Raw genomic sequence first — 21,024 nt, forward strand, 5'->3', positions numbered from 1 at the left:
ACCTCTTAAGCCAGACGCGGGTTAACTTTATCGGCATCGATATTGAATTTGGTGATCGCATCGGCCACCACTTTCTTCTCGATCTCGCCGCGTTTAGCCAGCTCACCCAGCGCGGCAACCACCACATAAGATGCATCCACTTCGAAGTGATGACGCAGATTCTCACGGCTGTCAGAGCGACCAAAGCCATCGGTACCCAGTACGCGATAATCGCTGGCCGGGACATAGCTACGAACCTGCTCAGCGAACAGTTTCATGTAGTCGGTTGAAGCAACAGCGGGTGCGTCGTTCATCACCTGAGCGATGTAAGGTACGCGCGCTTCTTCAGTCGGATGCAGCATGTTCCAGCGCTCACAATCCTGGCCATCACGCGCCAGCTCGGTGAACGAGGTCACGCTGTAGACATCAGAGCCGATACCGTAATCTTTCGCCAGGATCTGCGCAGCTTCACGCACGTGACGCAGGATAGAACCTGAGCCCAGCAGCTGCACTTTACCTTTGCTGCCTTCTACCGTTTCCAGCTTATAGATACCCTTACGGATACCTTCTTCAACGCCCTGCGGCATTGCTGGCATATGGTAGTTTTCATTCAGCGTGGTGATGTAGTAGTAAACGTTCTCCTGCGCTTCGCCATACATACGCACCAGACCGTCATGCATGATGACTGCGACTTCATAAGCGTAAGATGGATCGTAAGAGATACAGTTCGGGATAGTCAGAGACTGAATATGGCTGTGACCATCTTCATGCTGCAGACCTTCGCCGTTCAGCGTCGTACGGCCTGAGGTACCGCCGACCAGGAAGCCGCGCGCCTGCTGGTCGCCCGCCAGCCACATCAGATCGCCAATACGCTGGAAGCCGAACATCGAGTAATAGATGTAGAACGGGATCATCGGCAGGTTGTTGGTGCTGTATGAGGTCGCCGCAGCCAGCCAGGATGAACCTGCGCCCAGCTCGTTGATCCCTTCCTGCAAAATCTGGCCTTTCTCGTCTTCTTTGTAGTAGGCAACCTGCTCGCGGTCCTGCGGGGTATACTGCTGACCGTTCGGGCTGTAGATACCGATCTGACGGAACAGACCTTCCATACCAAAGGTACGCGCTTCATCGGCGAGGATCGGAACCAGACGATCTTTGATCGACTTGTTCTTCAGCATCACGTTCAGGGCACGCACAAAGGCGATAGTGGTCGAGATCTCTTTGTTCTGCTCATCCAGCAGCGCACTGAACTCTTCGAGTGCTGGCATTTCCAGCTTTTCAGTGAACTTCGGCTGACGCGTTGGCAGGTAACCGCCTAACTTCTCACGCTGACCGTGCAGATAAGTATGCTCTTCTGAGCCTTTCTCAAAGGTGACGTACGGCAGTTCTTCGATTTTATCGTCAGCAACCGGCACGTTAAAGCGATCACGGATATAGCGTACGCCATCCATGTTCATCTTCTTCACCTGGTGGGCAATGTTTTTGCCTTCCGCGGTGTCGCCCATACCATAACCTTTGATGGTATGCGCCAGGATCAGTACTGGCTTGCCTTTGGTATCCTGCGCTTTTTTCAGTGCCGCATAGATTTTCTTCGGATCGTGGCCGCCACGGTTCAATGCCCAGATTTCATCATCGGACATATCTTTAACCAGCGCCGCGGTTTCCGGATACTTGCCAAAGAAGTGCTCACGCACGTAGGCACCATCACGGGATTTGAAGGTCTGGTAGTCACCGTCAACGGTTTCGTTCATCAGCTGAATCAGCTTACCGCTGGTATCTTTGCGCAGCAGCTCGTCCCAGCGACCGCCCCAGATGACCTTGATCACTTCCCAGCCAGCACCGGCAAAGATGCCTTCCAGCTCGTTGATGATCTTGCCATTACCGGTTACCGGGCCATCCAGACGCTGCAGGTTGCAGTTGATAATGAAGACCAGGTTATCCAGTTTTTCACGGGTGGCGATGGTGATCGCACCTTTTGATTCCGGCTCATCCATCTCACCGTCACCCAGGAAGGCGTAAACGGTCTGGGCAGAGGTGTCTTTCAGGCCACGGTGTTCCAGATACTTCAGGAACTTCGCCTGATAGATCGCTGACAATGGACCCAGACCCATTGATACGGTCGGGAACTGCCAGAACTCCGGCATTAATTTCGGGTGCGGATAAGAAGAGAGGCCTTTGCCATCAACTTCCTGACGGAAGTTGTTCATCTGATCTTCGGTCAGGCGACCTTCAAGGAACGCACGGGCATAGATACCCGGAGAGATGTGGCCCTGGAAATAGACCAGATCGCCGCCATCCTTCTCACTGCGCGCGCGGAAGAAGTGGTTGAAGCACACTTCATAAATCGTCGCAGAAGACTGGAAGGAGGACATGTGGCCACCGAGTTCCAGATCTTTCTTCGACGCGCGCAGCACCGACATGATGGCGTTCCAGCGGATTGCGGAACGGATACGACGTTCAAGAGAGGTGTTGCCCGGATAATCGGGTTCATCTTCAACGGCAATAGAGTTGATATAGTTGCTGATTGCAGACGAACCTGCAGCCACTTTTACGCCGCCTTTGCGGGCTGCACCCAGTACCTGATCAATCAGATACTGTGCACGTTCAACACCTTCTTCACGGATGACCGATTCGATCGCCTGTAGCCAGTCACGAGTTTCAATCGGATCCACGTCATTGTGTAAACGTTCTGACATGGGTGTGTTCCTTATCTGTGTCTAATACGTTGAATAATCGGGAGCCTGTTAAAGCAGATGCCGGCAGGCTCGTCTGATGTCAGTACGATCTTTGTCGCACGTTATTCCTTACGTTGCTGTAAACGACGCAGGGAGCGTTCCCGACGGCTCTGCTCCCGACTTCTGTCCAGCAAGATTTCCTCTATGAACGCCAGGTGACGGTGTGAAGCCTCGCGCGCTTTTTCTGGCTCACGGGCCACAATCGCCTCAAAGATTCTGGCGCGGTGACCGCTCACTTTTGCCAGCATTTCCCGGCGCGAGTAGAGCAATTCGAAATTCTGACGGACGTTTTGTTCCAGCATAGGGCCCATTGAGCGTAGCAAATGTAAAAGCACAACATTATGGGCCGCTTCTGTGACAGCGATCTGATACTGCATCACTGCGTCCGCTTCGGCGTCTAAGTCGCCGCTGTCCTGCGCCTGCTGGATATTCACATGGCAGTCGCGAATGCGCAGCAGGTCTTCCTCTGTGCCGCGCAGTGCCGCGTAATAAGCCGCGATGCCCTCTAAGGCATGGCGCGTTTCCAGCAGATCAAACTGTGATTCCGGATGGTCGGCGAGAAGCTCAACGAGGGGATCGCTCATGCTTTGCCAGAGATGCTCCTGTACAAATGTTCCGCCACCCTGTCGGCGCAGCAATAATCCTTTGGCTTCTAAGCGCTGGATCGCTTCGCGGAGGGACGGACGTGAGACATCGAATTGTTTAGCGAGTTCGCGCTCAGGCAGCAGCTTCTCTCCCGGACGCAGGGTCCCTTCCATAATCAGCGATTCGAGCTGTTGCTCGATAGCGTCGGAGAGCTTAGGTTGGCGAATCTTACTGTAAGCCATCGTCCCTTCTTATTAAGCCAATCGTCCGGAGTAAATTGGTAATACCAATTGCAAAGAGGTGCCGGTAAAGTAACAAAGTATTCACCTTGTGTCTATATGGTGTCTGCGACATTAACCTGCCCCCAAAGCCTGTGCTGGCGCTAACTTGCGGTTAAAAAAATGAAAAATTCGCGTTGCCACAAATGTTAAATAATTTCACTTTTACCAAACCTTACACCCGCTTAGCGCGTTAGCGCAGCGGCAGGCATAAGTGAAACCTATTCGTCATTAACGGCATTTCATGGCAGAAGTTGCTGTGGGCAGACGTGACCAGGACGGCGTTTTTTCAGTCAACTCTCAGCACGAAAGGCGAAAGCAGGTGCAAAGCGATTCGCTTATCACTATTCTTGTCGCCAGGGTAGCAGATGGCAGCATTCAGCACGCCGGATACCGTAAAATAATCAATACGTTATTGTAACTACTTCATTACAGCGGACTGCGCTGCGAACGAAGAATAAAAACATCACGAGGTTTGTATGGAACAACAGCAAGGCGAAGCGCTGAAACGTGGTCTTAAGAACCGCCATATTCAGCTCATCGCGCTGGGTGGTGCAGTGGGAACCGGGCTGTTTCTGGGCAGCGCATCGGTCATTGAATCCGCCGGACCGGCCGTTATTCTGGGCTATGCGATTGCCGGTTTTATTGCCTTTTTAATCATGCGTCAGCTGGGTGAAATGGTGGTGGAAGAGCCGGTCGCCGGCAGCTTCAGCCACTTCGCGTATAAATACTGGGGCAACTTTGCCGGGTTCGCCTCAGGCTGGAACTACTGGGTCCTTTACGTACTGGTTGCCATGGCAGAACTTACTGCCGTTGGTAAATATATCCAGTTCTGGTGGCCAGACTTTCCTACCTGGGCCTCAGCCGCCATCTTCTTCGTGATGATCAACGCCATCAACCTGACCAACGTGAAAGTGTTCGGTGAGATGGAGTTCTGGTTCGCCATTATTAAAGTGGTCGCGGTCATCGGCATGATCCTGTTTGGTGGCTGGCTGCTGTTCAGCGGTCACGCGGGTCCGCAGGCGACCGTGCGCAACCTGTGGGAACAGGGCGGCTTTTTCCCGCATGGCATCGGCGGTCTCGTCGCGGTCATGGCAATTATCATGTTCTCGTTCGGCGGACTGGAGCTGGTAGGTATCACCGCAGCAGAGGCTGATAACCCGGAAGTGAGCATTCCAAAAGCAACTAACCAGGTGCTGTGGCGTATCCTGATTTTCTACATTGGTTCGTTGGCAGTGCTGCTGTCTCTGATGCCGTGGAGTCGTGTCACGTCAGAAGTCAGCCCGTTTGTCTTTATCTTCCACGAGCTGGGCGATGCCATGGTGGCGAATGCGCTGAACGTGGTGATCCTGACGGCGGCCCTGTCGGTCTATAACAGCTGCGTTTACTGCAACAGCCGTATGCTGTTTGGTCTGGCACAGCAGGGCAATGCGCCGAAAGCGCTGCTGAAAGTCGATCGTCGCGGTGTGCCGGTGTTAACGATTCTGGTCTCGGCTGTTGCCACTGCACTGTGCGTGCTGATCAACTACCTGATGCCGGGCGAAGCGTTTGGCCTGCTGATGTCGCTGGTCGTCTCCGCGCTGGTGATCAACTGGGCAATGATCAGCCTGGCGCACCTCAAGTTCCGTCGTAAGAAAGATCAGCAGGGCGTCACCACCCGCTTCAAAGCGCTGCTCTATCCGGCGGGTAACTGGATTTGCCTGGTCTTCCTGGCGGCGATTCTGGTGCTGATGGTGACCACGCCGGGCATGGCGATCTCTGTCTGGCTTATCCCGGTCTGGCTGGTCATTCTGGGTATTGGTTACTTTATTAAGAACCAGACGCAGAAAGCCTGATCTTTTTGCTCATCCGGTGCGCGCTGTCAGGCGCACCGGCCACTTTAGCTCTATTACTATTTTTATTACTGGCTTGAGATGGTAATTTTTTCCTGCTTCTAACCTGATTAAGGAAAAAATTATTATGCGGGAACTCGCACCATCAGAAATTTTGGCCGTAAGTGGCTGTGGCATGATTCAGGATATTACTACCACCGTGGGTAAGCAGGCCGGTTCATTAATCGGTAACATACTCGGCTCCCTGATCCCGGTGCCATTTATTTCCGGTTTAGTAGGTTCTGTTGCCAGCACTCTCTTTGGCAATATTGGTGGCTGGCTCGGCAGCTTCGTTGGCGGACTGGTTGAAGGCCAGAACAAAAGCGCTGCGTAAACACCCTTTCGTTAAAAATACCCTCTATAAACTAATGTGAACTGGCTCGCTGGTGCGTACCAGTTCACATTTTTTTGCGCCCGCCTGTTTTGTCCATCTTTGTAACCAATTGCTGCTGCGTCACAGACGGCTTCGACCCTAATAATCACTGGCTTCACGGTTTGCAGGAGAAGCAAAATGAAGCCCGCAGCACTCTCATTTAAAGAAAAGCTGGGTTATGGCATGGGCGATGCCGGATGCAACATGATTGGCGGTGCCATCATGTTGTTCCTGAACTACTTCTATACCGATGTTTTCGGGCTGGCTCCGGCGCTGGTGGGGACCCTGTTGCTCTCGGTCAGGGTGCTCGATGCAGTCACCGATCCGATTATGGGTGCCATCGCCGATCGCACCCAGAGTCGCTGGGGCCGTTTTCGTCCCTGGCTGCTGTGGGTTTCCGTGCCCTATGTGGTCTTCAGCGTACTGATGTTCACCACGCCCGACTGGACTTACCACAACAAGGTGATCTGGGCCTTCGTCACCTATTTCCTGATGTCGCTAACTTACACAGCGATTAACATTCCTTACTGTTCTCTGGGCGGCGTGATTACCAACGACCCCGGTGAGCGTGTCTCCTGTCAGTCTTATCGCTTTGTCATGGTCGGCATCGCCACGCTGATACTCTCTCTGTCCCTGCTGCCGATGGCAGAGTGGTTCGGTGGCGAAGACAAAGCGCGCGGCTACCAGATGGCGATGGCGGTACTGGCAACCATTGGCCTGGCAATGTTTCTGTTCTGCTTTGCCACGGTACGTGAACGTATCCGCCCGGCCGTGCCGAGTAATGATGATCTGAAGAAAGACCTGCGTGATGTCTGGAAAAATGACCAGTGGGTGCGCATTCTGCTGCTCACCTTCTGTAACGTCTGCCCTGGCTTCATCCGCATGGCGGCCACCATGTATTACGTGACCTGGGTCATGGGCCAGTCAACGCACTTTGCCACGCTGTTTATCAGCCTGGGAGTCATTGGCATGATGGTCGGCAGCACGCTGGCAAAACTGCTCACCGATCGCTGGTGCAAACTCAAAGTCTTCTTCTGGACCAATATCGCACTGGCCCTTTTTTCCAGCGCCTTCTACTGGATCGATCCCCACGCTACCGTGATGGTGGTGGTCGCCTATTTTGTGCTGAACATTCTGCATCAAATCCCCTCTCCGCTGCACTGGTCACTGATGGCCGATGTGGATGACTACGGCGAATGGAAAACCGGCAAACGCATTACCGGTATCAGCTTTTCCGGCAACCTCTTTTTCCTTAAGGTAGGGCTGGCAGTGGCCGGTGCGATGGTCGGCTTTCTGCTGTCGATCTATGGCTACAATGCGGGCGCTAAGCAGCAGTCACCTGAGGCGATTAACGGCATCATGCTGCTCTTCACCATTATTCCTGGCGTCGGCTATCTGATTACCGCAGGTGTGGTACGACTGATGAAGGTCGACCGCAAAATGATGATTACCATCCAGCAGGATCTCGCGCTGCGCCGCGAAAACTTCCATGAGTTACACACTGTTCGCCTGCGCGACGGTGTTGTCACGCCAACCGGAGATGTTAAATGACCGCAATCTTGCCGAATCCTTTTATCGAGCAGCGTGCCGACCCCTTTATTTTGCGTCATGAACAGTACTATTACTTTGTGGCATCGGTGCCTGAGTATGACCGGCTGGAGATCCGTCGCGCCACGACGCTGGCCGGCCTGCGCAGCGCCGAGCCGGTGGTCGTCTGGCGCAAGCCCGAGAGCGGCCCCTTTAGCGAGTTAATCTGGGCACCTGAGCTGCACTACATTAACGGACAGTGGGTCATCTATTTCGCAGCAGCACCCACACGCGAAATCAAAGAGGGACTGTTTCAGCACCGGATGTATGCGCTGGTGTGTGAGGCGGCAGATCCGTTGCAGGGCGAATGGCAGCCCTGCCGCAGGGTCTTCACCCACCTGGACAGCTTCTCACTGGATGCAACCCACTTCGTGCATCAGGGCAAAAACTGGTATCTCTGGGCGCAGAAAGATCCCCTGATTCCCGGCAACTCTAACCTCTACCTGGATGAGCTGCTGAATCCCTGGACGCTAAAAGGTACGCCCGTAATGCTGAGCCGGCCGGAATATGAGTGGGAGTGTGCAGGGTTCAGCGTTAATGAAGGACCGGCGGTTATCCGTCACGGCGATCGGCTGTTTGTGACCTATTCCGCCAGCGCCACCGATGAAAATTACTGTCTGGGGATACTGTCGATTGCCGCGAATGCCAACCCGCTTGATGTCGCAGCCTGGCAGAAATCAGCGCGTCCGGTATTTGTGACCAGCTGGGACAACCACCAGTACGGGCCGGGCCACAACAGTTTTACCCAGGATGAGGCAGGACGCGACGTACTGGTGTACCACGCGCGTAACTACACTGAAATTGAAGGCGATCCGTTATGGGATCCGAACCGCCATACCCGACTGAAATATTTCAGCTGGCGGGAAGATGGCACGCCTGATTTCGGCGTGCCACCTGCTGATTACACCAGCGTGCCGTAAATCGTCAGCAACGCGACGGCAACAACCAGCACCAGCGAAGTCCGTTTCGCTAACGCCACGGCCACCCGTGGCGTTTCAACTTTATCGGTGTGCGGATCGCGCGACAGTGAGAACTGCGCCAGCGTCGTCAGCACGTGATACTGAGAACGGTGACGATCGGTCAGCGAGGCAAACCAGGCGGGCAGCGCTTTTTCGCCATGGCCCAGCAGCGCGTAAGCGACACCCGCCAGCCGCACCGGGATCCAGTCGAGCAAATGCAGAATCGCATCCACGCCTGATTGCGCTCGCGCCATTGGTGTGCCGAATTTTGCCAGCCAGCCTTGCCAGGCGCGCAGAAACGCGTAACCCACCAGCAGCACCGGCCCCCACGGGCCACCCACCACCAGCCAGAACATCGGGGCGAGATAGAAACGGAAGTTTATCCAGATCAGCGCATTTTGCAGCTCGCGCAGAAACTCACGTTCGCTGCACTCCACCGGCACACCATGGATCAGCGTCAGCTCAGCCGCCATCGCTTGATGTGCCGCGTCGTCGTCATGGCTGGCCGCCTTCAGATAGTTATGGTAGTGCTGACGCACTGAGCCGGCACCGATACAGAGCAGTCCGGCAACAATCCAGAACAGCAACTGCAGCACGCCAAACAGCAATCCTTTCAGACTCCAGACCACCAGTGCGGTCAGCGCCATTGCCAGTAGGGTCATCAGCAAAGTACGCATCATGGAGTAATGGCGACGATGGCGAAAAATCGGCTCCAGCCGGTGTTCGAGCTGCCAGTGCTCGCCCAGTTTAAACAGGCGCTCCCAGCCTAAAACCAACAACAAGGTAAACAACGTCATACTGACTCCGCAAAAATCAGGATTTTTGCTGCGTTAACAGCTGTTTGTAGTAGTCCCAGTCAAAAGCAGGCCCGGGATCGGTTTTGCGTACCGGCGCGATATCGCTGTGCCCCGTGATACGTGCAGGCGTTACCGGATAGTGTTGCAGCAGTAACTGCGTGACCTGCTGCAAGGCCCGATATTGCGCCTCGCTATACGGCTCGCTGTCAGTTCCTTCCAGCTCAATACCGATGGAGAAGTCGTTGCAGTTCTCACGTCCTTCGAACTGCGAAATGCCTGCATGCCAGGCGCGTTTGTCAAAAGGGACATACTGCACGATCTCCCCGTCACGACGAATCAGGCAGTGTGCTGCCACTTTCAGCGCGGCGATATCCGCAAAATAGGGATGGGCATCAGGCGGTAATGTGCCGGTAAACAGTCTGTCGATCCAGGGTCCGCCAAATTCACCGGGTGGCAGGCTGATATTGTGGATCACCAGCAGTGAAGGCACCTCATTGTCAGGGCGTTCATTGCAGTGTGTTGACGGCACGTGACGCACACCGGTCAGCCAGCCCTGTTTGATTTTCATACCGCTTTTCCTTATATCACAAGGCTGAGAATAGCATGAATAATAAAGGATTCTTGCCTCTTAGTGTGTCGGTCCGGTGACATTAAATAGCCCATTGTTAAGGATACTAAACAAAATAGCATCCGTTGCTGGAACCTGATGCCGGTTCAGGCTATTGTGACCGCCTCTGTCCTTTCTGTTTCTGGAGTAAAATGCCTATGTCATCCCGTGGTTATGATCCCGACAATCGCCGTCACGCACTGATTAAACGTAGTGAAAGTGACATTCCGGATGCGGTTGCGCTGGCGTTAAAAGAGGATCTCGGTGGTGAAATCGACGCTGAACGCGACATTACTGCGCAGCTGTTACCTGCTGAAACCCAGGCCCATGCGCAGGTCATCACCCGTGAAGCCGGTGTTTTCTGTGGTAAACGCTGGGTTGAAGAGGTCTTCATTCAGCTCGGCTCGCACGCGACCCTGATCTGGCATGTTGAAGATGGTGATCAGATCGAGGCTGACCAGTTGCTGTTTGAAATCGAGGGGCCTGCCCGGCTGCTGCTGACCGCCGAGCGAACGGCGCTTAATTTTGTGCAGACGCTCTCAGGCGTTGCCACCGAAGTCAGCCGCTATGTCGCGCTGCTGGCGGGAAGCCAGACGCAACTGCTGGACACGCGTAAAACCCTGCCCGGACTGCGGACTGCGCTGAAATATGCGGTACTGTGCGGCGGAGGCAGCAATCATCGCCTGGGTCTCTCTGACGCTTATCTCATCAAAGAGAACCATATTATTGCCAGCGGCTCGATTCAGCAGGCAGTGGAAAGAGCGCAATGGCTGCAGCCCGATGTGCCGGTTGAAGTTGAGGTGGAATCGCTGGAGGAATTATGTCAGGCGCTGGAAGCGGAAGCCGATATCGTGATGCTGGATAACTTCAGCCTGGAAGCGATGCGTGAAGCCGTCGAACTCAACCAGGGGCGGACGCTGCTGGAGGTCTCCGGCAACGTCACCGAAACCACCCTGCCACAGATCGCCCTGACCGGCGTGGACTACGTCTCGGTCGGTGCGCTGACCAAGCATGTGCGGGCGCTGGATCTCTCGATGCGCTTTAAACAAAAATAGCCTGCCTCGCCGTCACTCAATACAGCGATTTTGCGATCCCGCTTCCGGCGCAGTTTCGACTGCGCTGTAAGTCTGAAATCTCTTCACATCATGCTTTCCAGTTCGCCGATCTCTGACTGTCTTTCACCGTCCCCGATTTTTACCCTGTCGCCTTCTTAATACGGAGACGATGTGATGAATTATCAACGTGGATTTACGCTGGTTGAACTGATGATTGTGGTGGGTATTGTGGCAATCTTAAGTGCCATCGGCCTGCCCGCTTATCAAAATTATCTGCAGCGTGCTGCCCTTACCGACATGCTGCAAACCATGGTGCCCTTTAAGACCGCCGTAGAGCTTTGCGCCATGGAGCGCGGCGGCCCGACGCAGTGCCAGGCCGGAGAAGCGGGTATTCCTGCCGCCAGAGGATCGCGCTATGTCTCGGCACTGAGCGTAACCAACGGGGTGATTACGCTGACTGGCCAGGAGAGTCTGAATGGCCTGAGTGTTGAAATGTTGCCAATCTGGGACAGCATAGAGGGCGGCATCAGCTGGCAACGCAGCTGCACCAGCAATAACACCAGCCTGCGGGACAATTGCCGGGAACAATTCCGCTTTGCGGATAAAGGAGCCAGCGATGAGCAATCCTGATGAGACGATTATGGCATTATGCCAGCGCTATCGCGCTCTGGTTCTGCACCATGATGCCAGTCTGCTGCGCGTTGCCGTTGCGGAGAGCGTGCCGCCCGGACTGGCTGAAGCGCTCAATTTTGCCAGCCAGTGTCAGATTGAGATCGAATGCTGGCCGCAGGCCCGGCTTGACCAGCTCCAGCACGCTGATAAAGGGCTGGTGGCGCGCGAAGAGACACCCACCGAGTCAGCAATAGAAGCGACACAGCTCATCCTGCGTCAGGCACTGGAGCGACGGGCCTCCGATGTGCATATCGAACCCTGCCGCGAGGGTCTGCGTGTGCGACTGCGTATTGATGGCGTACTGCATCCGCTCTCTTCACTGCCTTTCACTCAGCCTGCGGCGTTGCTGGCACGACTGAAGATCCTTGGCGGGCTGGATATCGCCGAACGCCGGTTACCGCAGGATGGTCAGTTCAGCATGGAGATTGCCGGTAAACCCGCCTCTTTTCGCCTGGCGACCTTACCCATCTATGGTGGCGAGAAAGCGGTGGTCCGGCTGCTGCAGAGTGAAAGCGCGGCGCTGTCTCTGGATAAGCTCGGCTTACCGGCTGCCCAGTTGCGTCGGTTCTGTGCCGCACTGGCCCAGCCGCAGGGACTGATCCTGGTCACCGGCCCCACCGGCAGCGGCAAGACGTTTACGCTTTATAGCGGACTCAGTGCCCTGAATAAACCAGAAAAAAATCTGTGCAGCGTTGAAGATCCGATTGAGATTCCGCTGCCCGGCATTAACCAGACACAGATCCACACTAAAAACGGTCTTGATTTTAACCGTGTGCTGCGGGCGCTGCTGAGACAGGATCCGGATGTGATCATGGTGGGCGAGATCCGCGATGCCGAAACAGCGGAGATTGCGGTGAAAGCGGCGCAGACCGGGCATCTGGTACTGTCAACGCTGCACACCAACTCCACCGCCGAGACGCTGACCCGGCTGCGACAGATGGGGATTCCCGGTTATCTGCTGGGGTCGGCGCTGAAACTGATTGTTGCGCAGCGTCTGGTGCGGCGCCTCTGCCCCCATTGCCGTCAACCCGCTGAGGCGGTGGCGCACTATCCTGCGGAACTCTGGCCCGGCACCCTGCAAACCTGGCGGGCGTCCGGGTGCGACCACTGCTTTTCCGGTTATTTTGGCCGGCTGGCGCTGTTTGAACTTCTGCCGATCAATGCCAGACTGCAGAATGCGATTGCAGCCGAGATGCCGCTGGAGAATCTCCTCAATCTGGCGAAACAGCAAGGATTGCGCACTTTACTGGTTTCCGGCCTGGAAGCGGTAAGCCGGGGCGATACCTCGCTGGAAGAGATGCAACGGGTGATTGGGCTGGACGATGGCTAACGCAGCTTTATTCAGCTGGCAGGCGGTCGACAGCCAGGGCCAGTTACTCAGTGGTCAGCTACTGGCTGTCGACACTGACAACCTGCTACTCATCCTGGAGCAGCGCGATCTTCTGCCGGTGAGCTGGAAGCGGGAAAAAATCTGGCGTCAGAGGGACTGGACGTGGCAGCACAAAACCGATCTGATTCGTCAGCTGGCTACCCTGCTCAAAGCGGGCCTGCCACTGGCAGAAAGTCTGGCTTTACTGGCTGAGGGGCATCCTCATGCAGGCTGGCGGGCTCTGATGCTCGCCCTTCATCATCGGGTACTCAGCGGTGCCCCTTTTTCACAGGCTTTGCGTGAATGGCCGCAGATTTTTCCGCCGCTCTACCCGGCGCTGATGGAAGTGGGCGAACTGACGGGGCAGCTGGATGTTTGCTGCAGTGAGTTGGCTCAGCAGCAGATCCGCCAGCAGCAGTTATGGCATCAGGTGGCAAAGGCGTTACGCTATCCGCTCTTCATTCTGCTGGTGGCAATCGCTGTCACCTGCGGCATGTTGCTGTTCGTGCTGCCAGAGTTCGTTGCGGTGTATGACTCTTTTGACGCGCCTCTGCCCGCTTTTACAGCCACGGTCATGCAGTTATCTGCCGCACTTCAGGAGTGGGGAGCGGTGTTAGCCATCGGCGTATCGCTGATGCTGGTGGCCTGGCATCAGTTACGACGACGCTCTGTGGGCTGGCAACGCCGTGAGCAGGCGATTTTCCTGCGCATCCCGCTGCTTTCCGGGTTATGGCGTGGCACGCAGCTGACGCAGATCTACACCATTCTGAATCTGACACAGCGTGCCGGGTTAACGCTGTTACAGGGACTGGCTGCTGTTGAAGTCACGCTCTCCTTATTACTCTGGCGGGAAGCGATGGCCGGACTGCAGCAGCATATTGCCCAGGGGAGCCCTCTGCATCAGGCGCTGATGCAGCATCCGCTGTTCACGCCCTTATGTGCTCAGCTGGTTCGGGTTGGGGAAGAGGCGGGCGCACTGGATTTGATGCTGGCCCGGCTGGCGGAATGGCATGAGGCAGAAACACGAGAGCGCGCTGACACACTGGCGGCGTCGCTGGAACCGATAATGATGGTGGTGATTGGCGGCATTGTCGGCACGCTGGTGATTGCAATGTATCTGCCGGTGTTTGGGCTGGGGGATGTAATGCATTAAGGGGCGCGGGCTGCGCCCCGGATGCCTATCGGTTGAAGACCCGGTTCTCCTGCTCGTTAACGCGGATAAAGGTCGTGCGCTTGGTCAGCTCTTTCAGGCGCTCCGCTCCGACGTAAGTACAGGCAGAACGCAGTCCACCCAGAATATCGCGCGCGGTGTCAGCGACCGGCCCCCGCAATGGCAGTTTCACCGTTTTACCTTCGGCGGCACGGTACTGGGCGACACCACCAACGTGACGCTTCATCGCTGATTCGGAACTCATGCCGTAAAAGAGCATAAAGCTTTCGCCATTCTCTTCGACGACCTGCCCTTCACACTCATCATGTGCTGCCAGCATGCCACCCAGCATCACAAAGTCAGCGCCGCCGCCAAAGGCTTTGGCAATATCACCCGGCACGGAACAACCGCCATCACTGACAATCTGTCCGCTTAAGCCATGCGCCGCATCGGCACACTCAATGACTGCAGAAAGCTGCGGATAGCCCACGCCGGTTTTCACCCGGGTTGTACAGACCGAACCCGGGCCAATACCGACTTTGACGATATCCGCGCCGGAGAGGATGAGCTCCTCTACCATTTCGCCTGTGACCACGTTTCCGGCACAGATAGTTTTAGTCGGGAAGGTTTCACGTGCACGCTGCAGGAAATCGACAAAATGCTGTGAGTAGCCGTTGGCCACGTCAATGCAGATAAACTGCAGATCGTCAGACAGCGCCATAATCGCGACCAGTTTAGTGAGGTCGGCTTCTGACGTGCCGGTTGAAACCATCACATGTTTCAATACCGTCGCGGGGACGCGCTGAATAAACGCCCGCCAGTCGTCTGCGCTGTAATGCTTATGGACGGCAGTGAGGATATTGAAGCTGGCCAGCGCCTCAGCCATTGAAAATGTGCCGACGGTATCCATGTTGGCGGCGATGATCGGTACGCCGCTCCAGCTGAGACCTGAATGTCTGAAGGTAAAGCTGCGCTCAAGCTCAACCTGTGAGCGACTTTGCAGCGTTGAACGTTTGGGGCGGATCAAGACATCTTTAAAGCCCAGTTTCAAATCTTCTTCAATACGCATAAACAGTGTCCTGGTAAGTGGCAATGAATCGTCGTTCACGAAGTAAGCACAGCTCCAGTGACGTTATGATACGCGCCTCTCGCTGCGCGACAAGACTGCGAATTACACTTTATTTACGCTACAATCCGTTAAATTTAGTTGTGCTTTATCGGTGTGATCTGCCGCGCATTTTTGCCTTTTTTAGCCAGATCATTACCCTGAACCTATGTCGGAATATGAAGTCAGGTGAGAAACATGCCCTATATCGTCGCGCTTACAGGGGGAATCGGCAGTGGAAAGAGTACGATTGCCCAGGCATTCGCCGCGTCTGGTGTGGAAATTATTGACGCTGACCTGATCGCCCGAGAAGTTGTTGAGCCTGGCACGCCCGCTTTGCAGGCTCTTCAGGCACGCTATGGCGCGTCAATCGTGACGGATCAGGGAATGCTTGATCGTAAACAGCTTCGCGACATTATTTTTCAGCAGCCGGAAGAGAAAAGCTGGTTAAACGCGCTGCTCCATCCGCTGATTAACGCCCGGACACGAGAACTGATCGCCCAGGCCACCTCACCTTATGTGCTCTGGGTGGTGCCATTACTGGTGGAAAATCAGTTACAGCACCAGGCTGATCGGGTGCTGGTAGTCGATGTTGATGAGGCAACGCAGTTAGCGCGCACCCAGCAACGTGACCACCTTTCCGTCGAACAGGCGAAACGTATTCTTGCCGCACAGGCCACGCGCCAGCAGCGCCTCGCCTGTGCCGACGACATTATTGATAACAGTGGTGAGCCCGACGACGCCTTGCCACAGGTTGCCGAACTCCATCAGCGCTATCTCAGGCTGGCGGCAACGAAACAGGATTAATACCATGAGCACACCCGTTCTGTTTGAACACCCACTGAATGAAAAAATGCGAACCTGGTTACGGGTTGAGTTTTTGATTAATCAGTTAGATGAAACGACACCACTGGATAAAACCGTTAATGCGCTGACCTTTTTTCGCCTGATTAGCGAGCTGCTCGATATTTTTGAGCGCGGCGATATGCGGACAGAACTGTTGAAAGAGCTTGAGCGCCAGCAGCAAAAATTACGGGCGTGGGCTGACGTGCCCGGCGTCGATATGACGCTGGTGGATGCCCTGCGCGATAAGATCAAAATTCAGTCAACGCAGTTGATGAATGCCCCACGTATGGGCCAGCAACTCCGCGAGGATCGTCTGATTGCCCTGGTGCGGCAGCGTCTGAGCATCCCCGGTGGATGCTGCAGCTTTGATTTGCCGGGCCTGCACATCTGGCTCCATCTGCCGCAGGAAGCACGCGATGCGCAGGTCGAAGCCTGGATGTTGACGCTGGAGCCACTGCATCATGCGCTGGCGATGATACTGGATCTGATCCGCCAGTCTGGCGCGTTTCATGTGCAGACCAGCCTTAATGGTTTTTATCAGGATAATGCCGAAGGCGCCGATCTGCTGCGACTGCAGTTGTCGCTGGAGGATGCGCTCTATCCACAGGTGTCCGGACATAAAAGCCGCTACGCCATTCGTTTTATGCCGCTTGATAGTGAGCGTGGTGAAGTTCCGGCCCGCCTTAATTTTCAACTGGCCTGTTGTTAGAGGTAAAAATGCAGCAAGAAGTGATGACCGTTTCCTGTCCGCAGTGCGGCAAAGATGTGATCTGGGATGAGCTCAGCCCGTGGCGCCCTTTTTGCAGTAAGCGCTGCCAGCTCATCGATTTAGGGGAATGGGCCGCAGAAGAAAAACGCATTCCCAGCAGCAACGACATGAACGACAGTGACAACTGGAGTGAAGAAGATCGTTGATAAGATGGGGCGCACTGCCCCATTCAGTCAGAGTTCGCTCGCGACCAGTCGCGCAATCAGCTGGTGATTCGCGGGTGGAAACTCCTCCGCCACCAGCGCATGCTGATCAACCCAACGCTGTGGCTGACCCTCTTTGCCCCACGGCTCGCCGTTCCACCCTTCAACCAGAAAGAAATGCAGCGTTACGCGCAGATCGTCATAGCTGTGGTCTGCATGACCAATCGGGCGCGCCTCAGTGACGTCAATCCCGGTCTCTTCGTGTAGCTCCCTGATCAGTCCCTGTTCGGCGCTTTCGCCCGCTTCAATCTTACCGCCAGGAAACTCCCACTTGTTCGCCATGTAAGAGCTTGCCGCGCGCTGGGCAAGGAAAATCTGTTTATTGGCATTGCGAATGATGCCAACTGCAACCTGCAGGTGCTTCATGGAAACTATCCGGTCGTCATAGGTGAATGAAGGCTGATTCTAGAGCATGCCGGAGCGGAAGTTAACCGCTTTAGCTCAGCGCTGGCGCAGAGATTACGTTAGCAGAGCGCATAAAAAAAGGAGCCATTGGCTCCTTTTTCATCAGCATTCAGTCTCAGGCAATACGGCCATGGCACTGTTTGTACTTTTTGCCGGAACCACATGGGCAGGGGTCGTTGCGGCCGACTTTGCGTTCGCCACTCTGCTCCGCCACAGGCTCGGCTGCCAGCAGATCTTCTTCTACATGGCTTAGCTGCTGTTGCTGCGCCAGACGTTCAGCTTCCTCACGACGCTGTTGCTCCATCGCTTCAACTTCTTCTGGCATACGCACCTGCACTTTGCTCAGCGTACTGATCACTTCATATTTCAGTGATTCAAGCATCGCAGCAAACATGGCGAAGGATTCACGCTTGTACTCCTGCTTAGGATCTTTCTGCGCATAGCCGCGCAGATGAATACCCTGACGCAGGTAGTCCATCGCAGCCAGATGCTCTTTCCACAATGAATCCAGCGTCTGCAGCATCACGCCTTTTTCGAAGTTGCGCATCATCTCTGCGCCAACGATCTGCTCTTTCTCAGCGTAGCTTTCCGTGGCGTGGGTCATGATGCGCTCACGCAGCACTTCTTCGTGCAGGTCAGGCTCTTTATCCAGCCACTCTGCAATCGGCAGGTTCAGATCGAAGTCAGCACGCAGACGCTCTTCCAGGCCTGGCACGTCCCACATTTCTTCCAGCGACTGTGGCGGAATGTAGGTATCAATCGTCACTTTGTAAACATCGTGACGAATGCTGTTAATGGTTTCGCTAACATCAGACACATCCAGCAGCTCATTACGCTGACTGTAGATTGCGCGACGCTGGTCATTCGCCACATCATCATATTCCAGCAGTTGCTTACGAATATCGAAGTTACGGCTTTCAACTTTGCGCTGTGCATTGGCAATCGCTTTGGTGACCCATGGATGCTCAATCGCTTCGCCTGGCTTCATGCCCAGTTTACGCATCATGTTGGAGACGCGGTCTGAGGCGAAAATACGCATCAGCGCATCTTCCATCGACAGGTAGAAACGTGAAGAACCAGCATCACCCTGACGGCCGGCACGACCGCGCAGCTGGTTATCGATACGACGTGATTCGTGACGCTCAGTACCGACGATGTGCAAACCACCTGACGCCAGCACCGCATCATGACGAATCTGCCATGCCGCTTTGATCTCTTCGATTTGCGCTTCAGTTGGCTCTTCCAGTTCAGCCACCTCGGCATGCCAGCTACCGCCCAGCATAATATCCGTACCACGTCCGGCCATGTTGGTAGCAATAGTGACCGCACCCGGCTGACCGGCCTGCGCCACGATATCCGCTTCGCGGGCGTGGAATTTGGCGTTCAGGACGTTATGTTTGATACCGGCACGGGTCAGTTCGTTAGAAACCACTTCTGATTTTTCAATCGAGATGGTTCCCACCAGCACTGGCTGACCGTTGGCAGTACGCTCACGGATATCTTCGATAATGGCATCGATCTTCTCTTTCTCGGTCATGTAGACCAGGTCGGCCAGATCTTTACGCACCATCGGACGGTTAGTCGGCACCACAATGGTGTCGAGCTTGTAAATAGAGCTGAATTCGAACGCTTCGGTATCGGCAGTACCGGTCATACCGGCCAGCTTCTCGTAAATACGGAAGTAGTTCTGGAAGGTGATAGAGGCCAGCGTCTGGTTCTCGTTCTGAATCTCAACGCCTTCTTTCGCTTCAATCGCCTGATGCAGACCATCGGACCAGCGACGGCCCTGCATGGTACGGCCGGTGTGCTCATCAACAATCACTACTTCGCCATCTTTCACGATGTAATCAACATCGCGGGTAAAGAGTGCGTGCGCACGCAGCGCCGCAGTGACGTGGTGCATCAGCATGATGTTGGTCGGTGAGTAGAGAGACTCGCCTGCTTCCATGATGCCCTGGCTGACCAGCAGCTCCTCCACTTTCACCAGACCACGCTCAGACATATGAGCCTGACGCGCTTTCTCATCAACCCAGAAGTCGCCTTCACCCTGATGGGTTTCGGTATCTTCTTTATCCTGGCGTACCAGATGAGGGATGATTTTGTTCACTTTGGTATAAAGCTCAGAACTGTCTTCTGCCGGACCGGAGATAATCAGCGGCGTACGCGCTTCATCGATCAGGATGGAGTCGACCTCATCCACCAGCGCATAGTGCAGTTTACGCTGCACGCGCTCTTCCGGGCTGAAAGCCATGTTGTCGCGCAGGTAATCAAAGCCATATTCGTTGTTGGTGCCGTAGGTAATATCAGCAGCGTAAGCTTCACGCTTCGCCACCGCTGGCAGACCCGACATGTTGATACCGATGCTTAACCCCAGGAACTCAAACAGTGGACGGTTGTTTTCCGCATCACGCTGTGCCAGATAGTCGTTGACGGTCACGACGTGAACGCCTTTGCCAGAGAGTGCATTCAGATAGGCTGGCAGCGTTGCGGTCAGGGTTTTACCTTCACCGGTACGCATCTCAGCGATGCAGCGATCGTTCAGCACCATGCCGCCGATCAGCTGCACGTCGAAGTGACGCATACCGAACACACGTTTACTCGCTTCACGCACGGTCGCGAACGCTTCAGGGATCAGGCTTTCCAGCGATTCACCTTTTTTCAGGCGCTCGCGGAACTCGTCGGTTTTCGCTTTCAGTTCATCGTCAGTGAGCTTCTCAAAATCGGGCTCCATCTTATTGATGACGTCCACCACTTTGCGCATACGGCGCAGCGTACGATCGTTACTGCTACCAAAAACCTTGGTCAATATTTTGCTTAACATAGTAAATATATTCTCAATTCAGCCGGCGCATTCCGGACTGCGAAATCTAAACAGAGTGAATAAAACCAAAAATATTAGCAGAACAATCGGGCGGGTCCGGCGCGAATGCCATGCACACTGGCATGCCATTCTACCCATGAGCGGGTAGCGGCCATGAAAAGAGGGGGGGCAGATATCTGCTGCGGTGCAGTGTGCAGCGCAGAATGTGATGTCAGTAAATTATGCAGTGAGTCGATCAGCGCCAGCTTTTGTGCCGCCAGCGGTAATTGCTGTTGCTCCGCCTGCACCTGAGGTGCCAGCGTGAAAGAGAGGTGACGGATAACGGTGCGGATGGCGTGCTGATGCCAGTAATCCACGCTGAAGCTCGGTCGCCGGGATACTTCCTGAAGCCGGATTAAATGATCAAAGCGGGTAGCATTGCCCAGAAAGAGACTGCTGGCCGGCGATTCAGACGAGGCGTTGAGTTCGGAGCTTTGCGCACAGGCTGGCAGGCCAAAGCTGGCCGCTACCATCCCTAACAGGAGATGGGGCCAGAAGTAGCGTCTACCTAATTGTCGCCAGCGCAGAAGAATCCCGATCACAACCTTTCCATCGCGCATGCTCTGTTGCGCTCTTGTTTTCTGGTATCCGCCGCGAGCCGCAACGGATTTCGGCCTGTAAAAGCGCCACAGATAGTAACATTAATGTGGGGCATCCACACCTGGGATTAAAGAGGCGGCGAGAGAAAACGCGTGTGATTGTTCAGCAATTCAGCAGAACAGACAACGCTTTGCGGGCGAGGTCGCCGTTATCAGGTGTGTTATGGAAGGCAATAAAAAAACGGCTGGTGCCGCTGACCGGAGAGGGTGTCAGCATAACCAG

General features: G+C 54.9%; 19 protein-coding genes. 11 read left to right on the forward strand and 8 right to left on the reverse strand.

Annotated elements, in window-relative coordinates:
* Nucleotides 1–5 precede the first annotated feature (5 nt).
* Complete coding sequence (gene aceE, locus K6R05_RS15445) at nt 6–2,672, reverse strand: pyruvate dehydrogenase (acetyl-transferring), homodimeric type (protein WP_161731583.1); 2,667 nt, start codon at nt 2,670–2,672, stop codon at nt 6–8.
* A gap of 101 nt (nt 2,673–2,773) precedes the next feature.
* Nucleotides 2,774–3,538, reverse strand: coding sequence for a pyruvate dehydrogenase complex transcriptional repressor PdhR (pdhR, locus tag K6R05_RS15450; protein ID WP_033731582.1), 765 nt, complete (start codon nt 3,536–3,538; stop codon nt 2,774–2,776).
* Nucleotides 3,539–4,053: 515 nt separating this feature from the next.
* Between pdhR and aroP the strand changes: the two genes are divergently transcribed.
* The 4 genes from aroP (at nt 4,054) to K6R05_RS15470 (ending at nt 8,325) form a co-directional block, all read left to right on the forward strand.
* Nucleotides 4,054–5,409, forward strand: a complete 1,356-nt coding sequence (gene aroP, locus K6R05_RS15455; RefSeq protein WP_222924546.1) for an aromatic amino acid transporter AroP — start codon at nt 4,054–4,056, stop codon at nt 5,407–5,409.
* Between the two features lie 124 nt (nt 5,410–5,533).
* On the forward strand, nt 5,534–5,779 hold the full coding sequence (locus tag K6R05_RS15460) for a hypothetical protein (protein ID WP_222924547.1): 246 nt from the start codon (nt 5,534–5,536) through the stop codon (nt 5,777–5,779).
* A 177-nt stretch (nt 5,780–5,956) separates the two neighbouring features.
* Entirely contained in the window at nt 5,957–7,369 is a 1,413-nt protein-coding gene (locus tag K6R05_RS15465) for a glycoside-pentoside-hexuronide (GPH):cation symporter (protein WP_161731589.1), read from the forward strand.
* Nucleotides 7,366–8,325, forward strand: coding sequence for a glycoside hydrolase family 43 protein (locus K6R05_RS15470; RefSeq protein WP_161731591.1), 960 nt, complete (start codon nt 7,366–7,368; stop codon nt 8,323–8,325). The genes K6R05_RS15465 and K6R05_RS15470 overlap by 4 nt, the downstream gene beginning before the upstream one ends.
* Here K6R05_RS15470 and ampE read toward each other — a convergent pair.
* Nucleotides 8,307–9,161: a beta-lactamase regulator AmpE gene (gene ampE / locus K6R05_RS15475; RefSeq protein ID WP_161731593.1), complete on the reverse strand. Its 855-nt coding sequence runs from the start codon at nt 9,159–9,161 to the stop codon at nt 8,307–8,309. The two genes, K6R05_RS15470 and ampE, sit on opposite strands and share 19 nt — an antisense overlap.
* Before the next feature lie 16 nt (nt 9,162–9,177).
* Complete coding sequence (ampD, locus tag K6R05_RS15480) at nt 9,178–9,729, reverse strand: 1,6-anhydro-N-acetylmuramyl-L-alanine amidase AmpD (protein WP_161731595.1); 552 nt, start codon at nt 9,727–9,729, stop codon at nt 9,178–9,180.
* 197 nt (nt 9,730–9,926) lie between these two features.
* Between ampD and nadC the strand changes: the two genes are divergently transcribed.
* From nadC to hofC, 4 genes are all read left to right on the forward strand, one after another.
* A complete protein-coding gene (gene nadC / locus K6R05_RS15485; RefSeq protein WP_222925501.1) occupies nt 9,927–10,823 on the forward strand; it encodes a carboxylating nicotinate-nucleotide diphosphorylase in 897 nt (298 codons plus the stop codon).
* Nucleotides 10,824–10,997: 174 nt separating this feature from the next.
* Entirely contained in the window at nt 10,998–11,453 is a 456-nt protein-coding gene (gene ppdD / locus K6R05_RS15490) for a prepilin peptidase-dependent pilin (RefSeq protein ID WP_222924549.1), read from the forward strand.
* Nucleotides 11,440–12,825, forward strand: a complete 1,386-nt coding sequence (gene gspE, locus K6R05_RS15495) for a type II secretion system protein GspE (RefSeq protein ID WP_222924551.1) — start codon at nt 11,440–11,442, stop codon at nt 12,823–12,825. Before ppdD ends, gspE begins: the two co-directional genes overlap by 14 nt.
* Nucleotides 12,818–14,017 carry a protein transport protein HofC gene (hofC, locus tag K6R05_RS15500; RefSeq protein WP_222924553.1) on the forward strand — a complete coding sequence of 400 codons (1,200 nt, stop codon included), beginning with the start codon at nt 12,818–12,820 and terminating at the stop codon, nt 14,015–14,017. The genes gspE and hofC overlap by 8 nt, the downstream gene beginning before the upstream one ends.
* A gap of 25 nt (nt 14,018–14,042) precedes the next feature.
* On the opposite strand, the gene K6R05_RS15505 is transcribed toward hofC, so the two are convergent.
* Complete coding sequence (locus tag K6R05_RS15505) at nt 14,043–15,083, reverse strand: GMP reductase (RefSeq protein WP_161731603.1); 1,041 nt, start codon at nt 15,081–15,083, stop codon at nt 14,043–14,045.
* Between the two features lie 234 nt (nt 15,084–15,317).
* Between K6R05_RS15505 and coaE the strand changes: the two genes are divergently transcribed.
* Genes coaE through yacG form a run of 3 tightly spaced genes read left to right on the forward strand, consistent with a single transcriptional unit; the run spans nt 15,318 to nt 16,880 of the window.
* Nucleotides 15,318–15,926, forward strand: a complete 609-nt coding sequence (gene coaE / locus K6R05_RS15510) for a dephospho-CoA kinase (protein WP_161731605.1) — start codon at nt 15,318–15,320, stop codon at nt 15,924–15,926.
* 4 nt (nt 15,927–15,930) lie between these two features.
* The gene (zapD, locus tag K6R05_RS15515) at nt 15,931–16,674 is read left to right on the forward strand and encodes a cell division protein ZapD (protein WP_161731607.1); all 744 of its coding nucleotides are present in this window, start codon (nt 15,931–15,933) and stop codon (nt 16,672–16,674) included.
* A gap of 8 nt (nt 16,675–16,682) precedes the next feature.
* Nucleotides 16,683–16,880, forward strand: a complete 198-nt coding sequence (gene yacG / locus K6R05_RS15520) for a DNA gyrase inhibitor YacG (RefSeq protein ID WP_161731609.1) — start codon at nt 16,683–16,685, stop codon at nt 16,878–16,880.
* Nucleotides 16,881–16,907: 27 nt separating this feature from the next.
* Here the strand turns inward: yacG and mutT are convergent, their stop codons facing one another.
* The 3 genes from mutT to secM form a co-directional block, all read right to left on the reverse strand.
* Nucleotides 16,908–17,303: an 8-oxo-dGTP diphosphatase MutT gene (gene mutT / locus K6R05_RS15525; RefSeq protein ID WP_222924556.1), complete on the reverse strand. Its 396-nt coding sequence runs from the start codon at nt 17,301–17,303 to the stop codon at nt 16,908–16,910.
* Nucleotides 17,304–17,457: 154 nt separating this feature from the next.
* Nucleotides 17,458–20,163 carry a preprotein translocase subunit SecA gene (gene secA, locus K6R05_RS15530; RefSeq protein ID WP_222924558.1) on the reverse strand — a complete coding sequence of 902 codons (2,706 nt, stop codon included), beginning with the start codon at nt 20,161–20,163 and terminating at the stop codon, nt 17,458–17,460.
* Nucleotides 20,164–20,237: 74 nt separating this feature from the next.
* Entirely contained in the window at nt 20,238–20,744 is a 507-nt protein-coding gene (secM, locus tag K6R05_RS15535; protein WP_374206929.1) for a secA translation cis-regulator SecM, read from the reverse strand.
* Nucleotides 20,745–21,024 lie beyond the last annotated feature (280 nt).

The sequence above is a fragment of the Pantoea alfalfae genome (assembly GCF_019880205.1).
In the GTDB taxonomy this organism is placed as follows: Bacteria; Pseudomonadota; Gammaproteobacteria; order Enterobacterales; family Enterobacteriaceae; genus Pantoea; species Pantoea alfalfae.

What these genes read in the sequence shown, in the direction of transcription:
- aceE (WP_161731583.1), bottom strand. Translation starts at nt 2,672, where the DNA reads ATGTCAGAACGTTTACACAATGACGTGGATCCGATTGAAACTCGTGAC.
- pdhR (WP_033731582.1), bottom strand. Translation starts at nt 3,538, where the DNA reads ATGGCTTACAGTAAGATTCGCCAACCTAAGCTCTCCGACGCTATCGAG.
- aroP (WP_222924546.1), top strand. Translation starts at nt 4,054, where the DNA reads ATGGAACAACAGCAAGGCGAAGCGCTGAAACGTGGTCTTAAGAACCGC.
- K6R05_RS15460 (WP_222924547.1), top strand. Translation starts at nt 5,534, where the DNA reads ATGCGGGAACTCGCACCATCAGAAATTTTGGCCGTAAGTGGCTGTGGC.
- K6R05_RS15465 (WP_161731589.1), top strand. Translation starts at nt 5,957, where the DNA reads ATGAAGCCCGCAGCACTCTCATTTAAAGAAAAGCTGGGTTATGGCATG.
- K6R05_RS15470 (WP_161731591.1), top strand. Translation starts at nt 7,366, where the DNA reads ATGACCGCAATCTTGCCGAATCCTTTTATCGAGCAGCGTGCCGACCCC.
- ampE (WP_161731593.1), bottom strand. Translation starts at nt 9,161, where the DNA reads ATGACGTTGTTTACCTTGTTGTTGGTTTTAGGCTGGGAGCGCCTGTTT.
- ampD (WP_161731595.1), bottom strand. Translation starts at nt 9,729, where the DNA reads ATGAAAATCAAACAGGGCTGGCTGACCGGTGTGCGTCACGTGCCGTCA.
- nadC (WP_222925501.1), top strand. Translation starts at nt 9,927, where the DNA reads ATGTCATCCCGTGGTTATGATCCCGACAATCGCCGTCACGCACTGATT.
- ppdD (WP_222924549.1), top strand. Translation starts at nt 10,998, where the DNA reads ATGAATTATCAACGTGGATTTACGCTGGTTGAACTGATGATTGTGGTG.
- gspE (WP_222924551.1), top strand. Translation starts at nt 11,440, where the DNA reads ATGAGCAATCCTGATGAGACGATTATGGCATTATGCCAGCGCTATCGC.
- hofC (WP_222924553.1), top strand. Translation starts at nt 12,818, where the DNA reads ATGGCTAACGCAGCTTTATTCAGCTGGCAGGCGGTCGACAGCCAGGGC.
- K6R05_RS15505 (WP_161731603.1), bottom strand. Translation starts at nt 15,083, where the DNA reads ATGCGTATTGAAGAAGATTTGAAACTGGGCTTTAAAGATGTCTTGATC.
- coaE (WP_161731605.1), top strand. Translation starts at nt 15,318, where the DNA reads ATGCCCTATATCGTCGCGCTTACAGGGGGAATCGGCAGTGGAAAGAGT.
- zapD (WP_161731607.1), top strand. Translation starts at nt 15,931, where the DNA reads ATGAGCACACCCGTTCTGTTTGAACACCCACTGAATGAAAAAATGCGA.
- yacG (WP_161731609.1), top strand. Translation starts at nt 16,683, where the DNA reads ATGCAGCAAGAAGTGATGACCGTTTCCTGTCCGCAGTGCGGCAAAGAT.
- mutT (WP_222924556.1), bottom strand. Translation starts at nt 17,303, where the DNA reads ATGAAGCACCTGCAGGTTGCAGTTGGCATCATTCGCAATGCCAATAAA.
- secA (WP_222924558.1), bottom strand. Translation starts at nt 20,163, where the DNA reads ATGTTAAGCAAAATATTGACCAAGGTTTTTGGTAGCAGTAACGATCGT.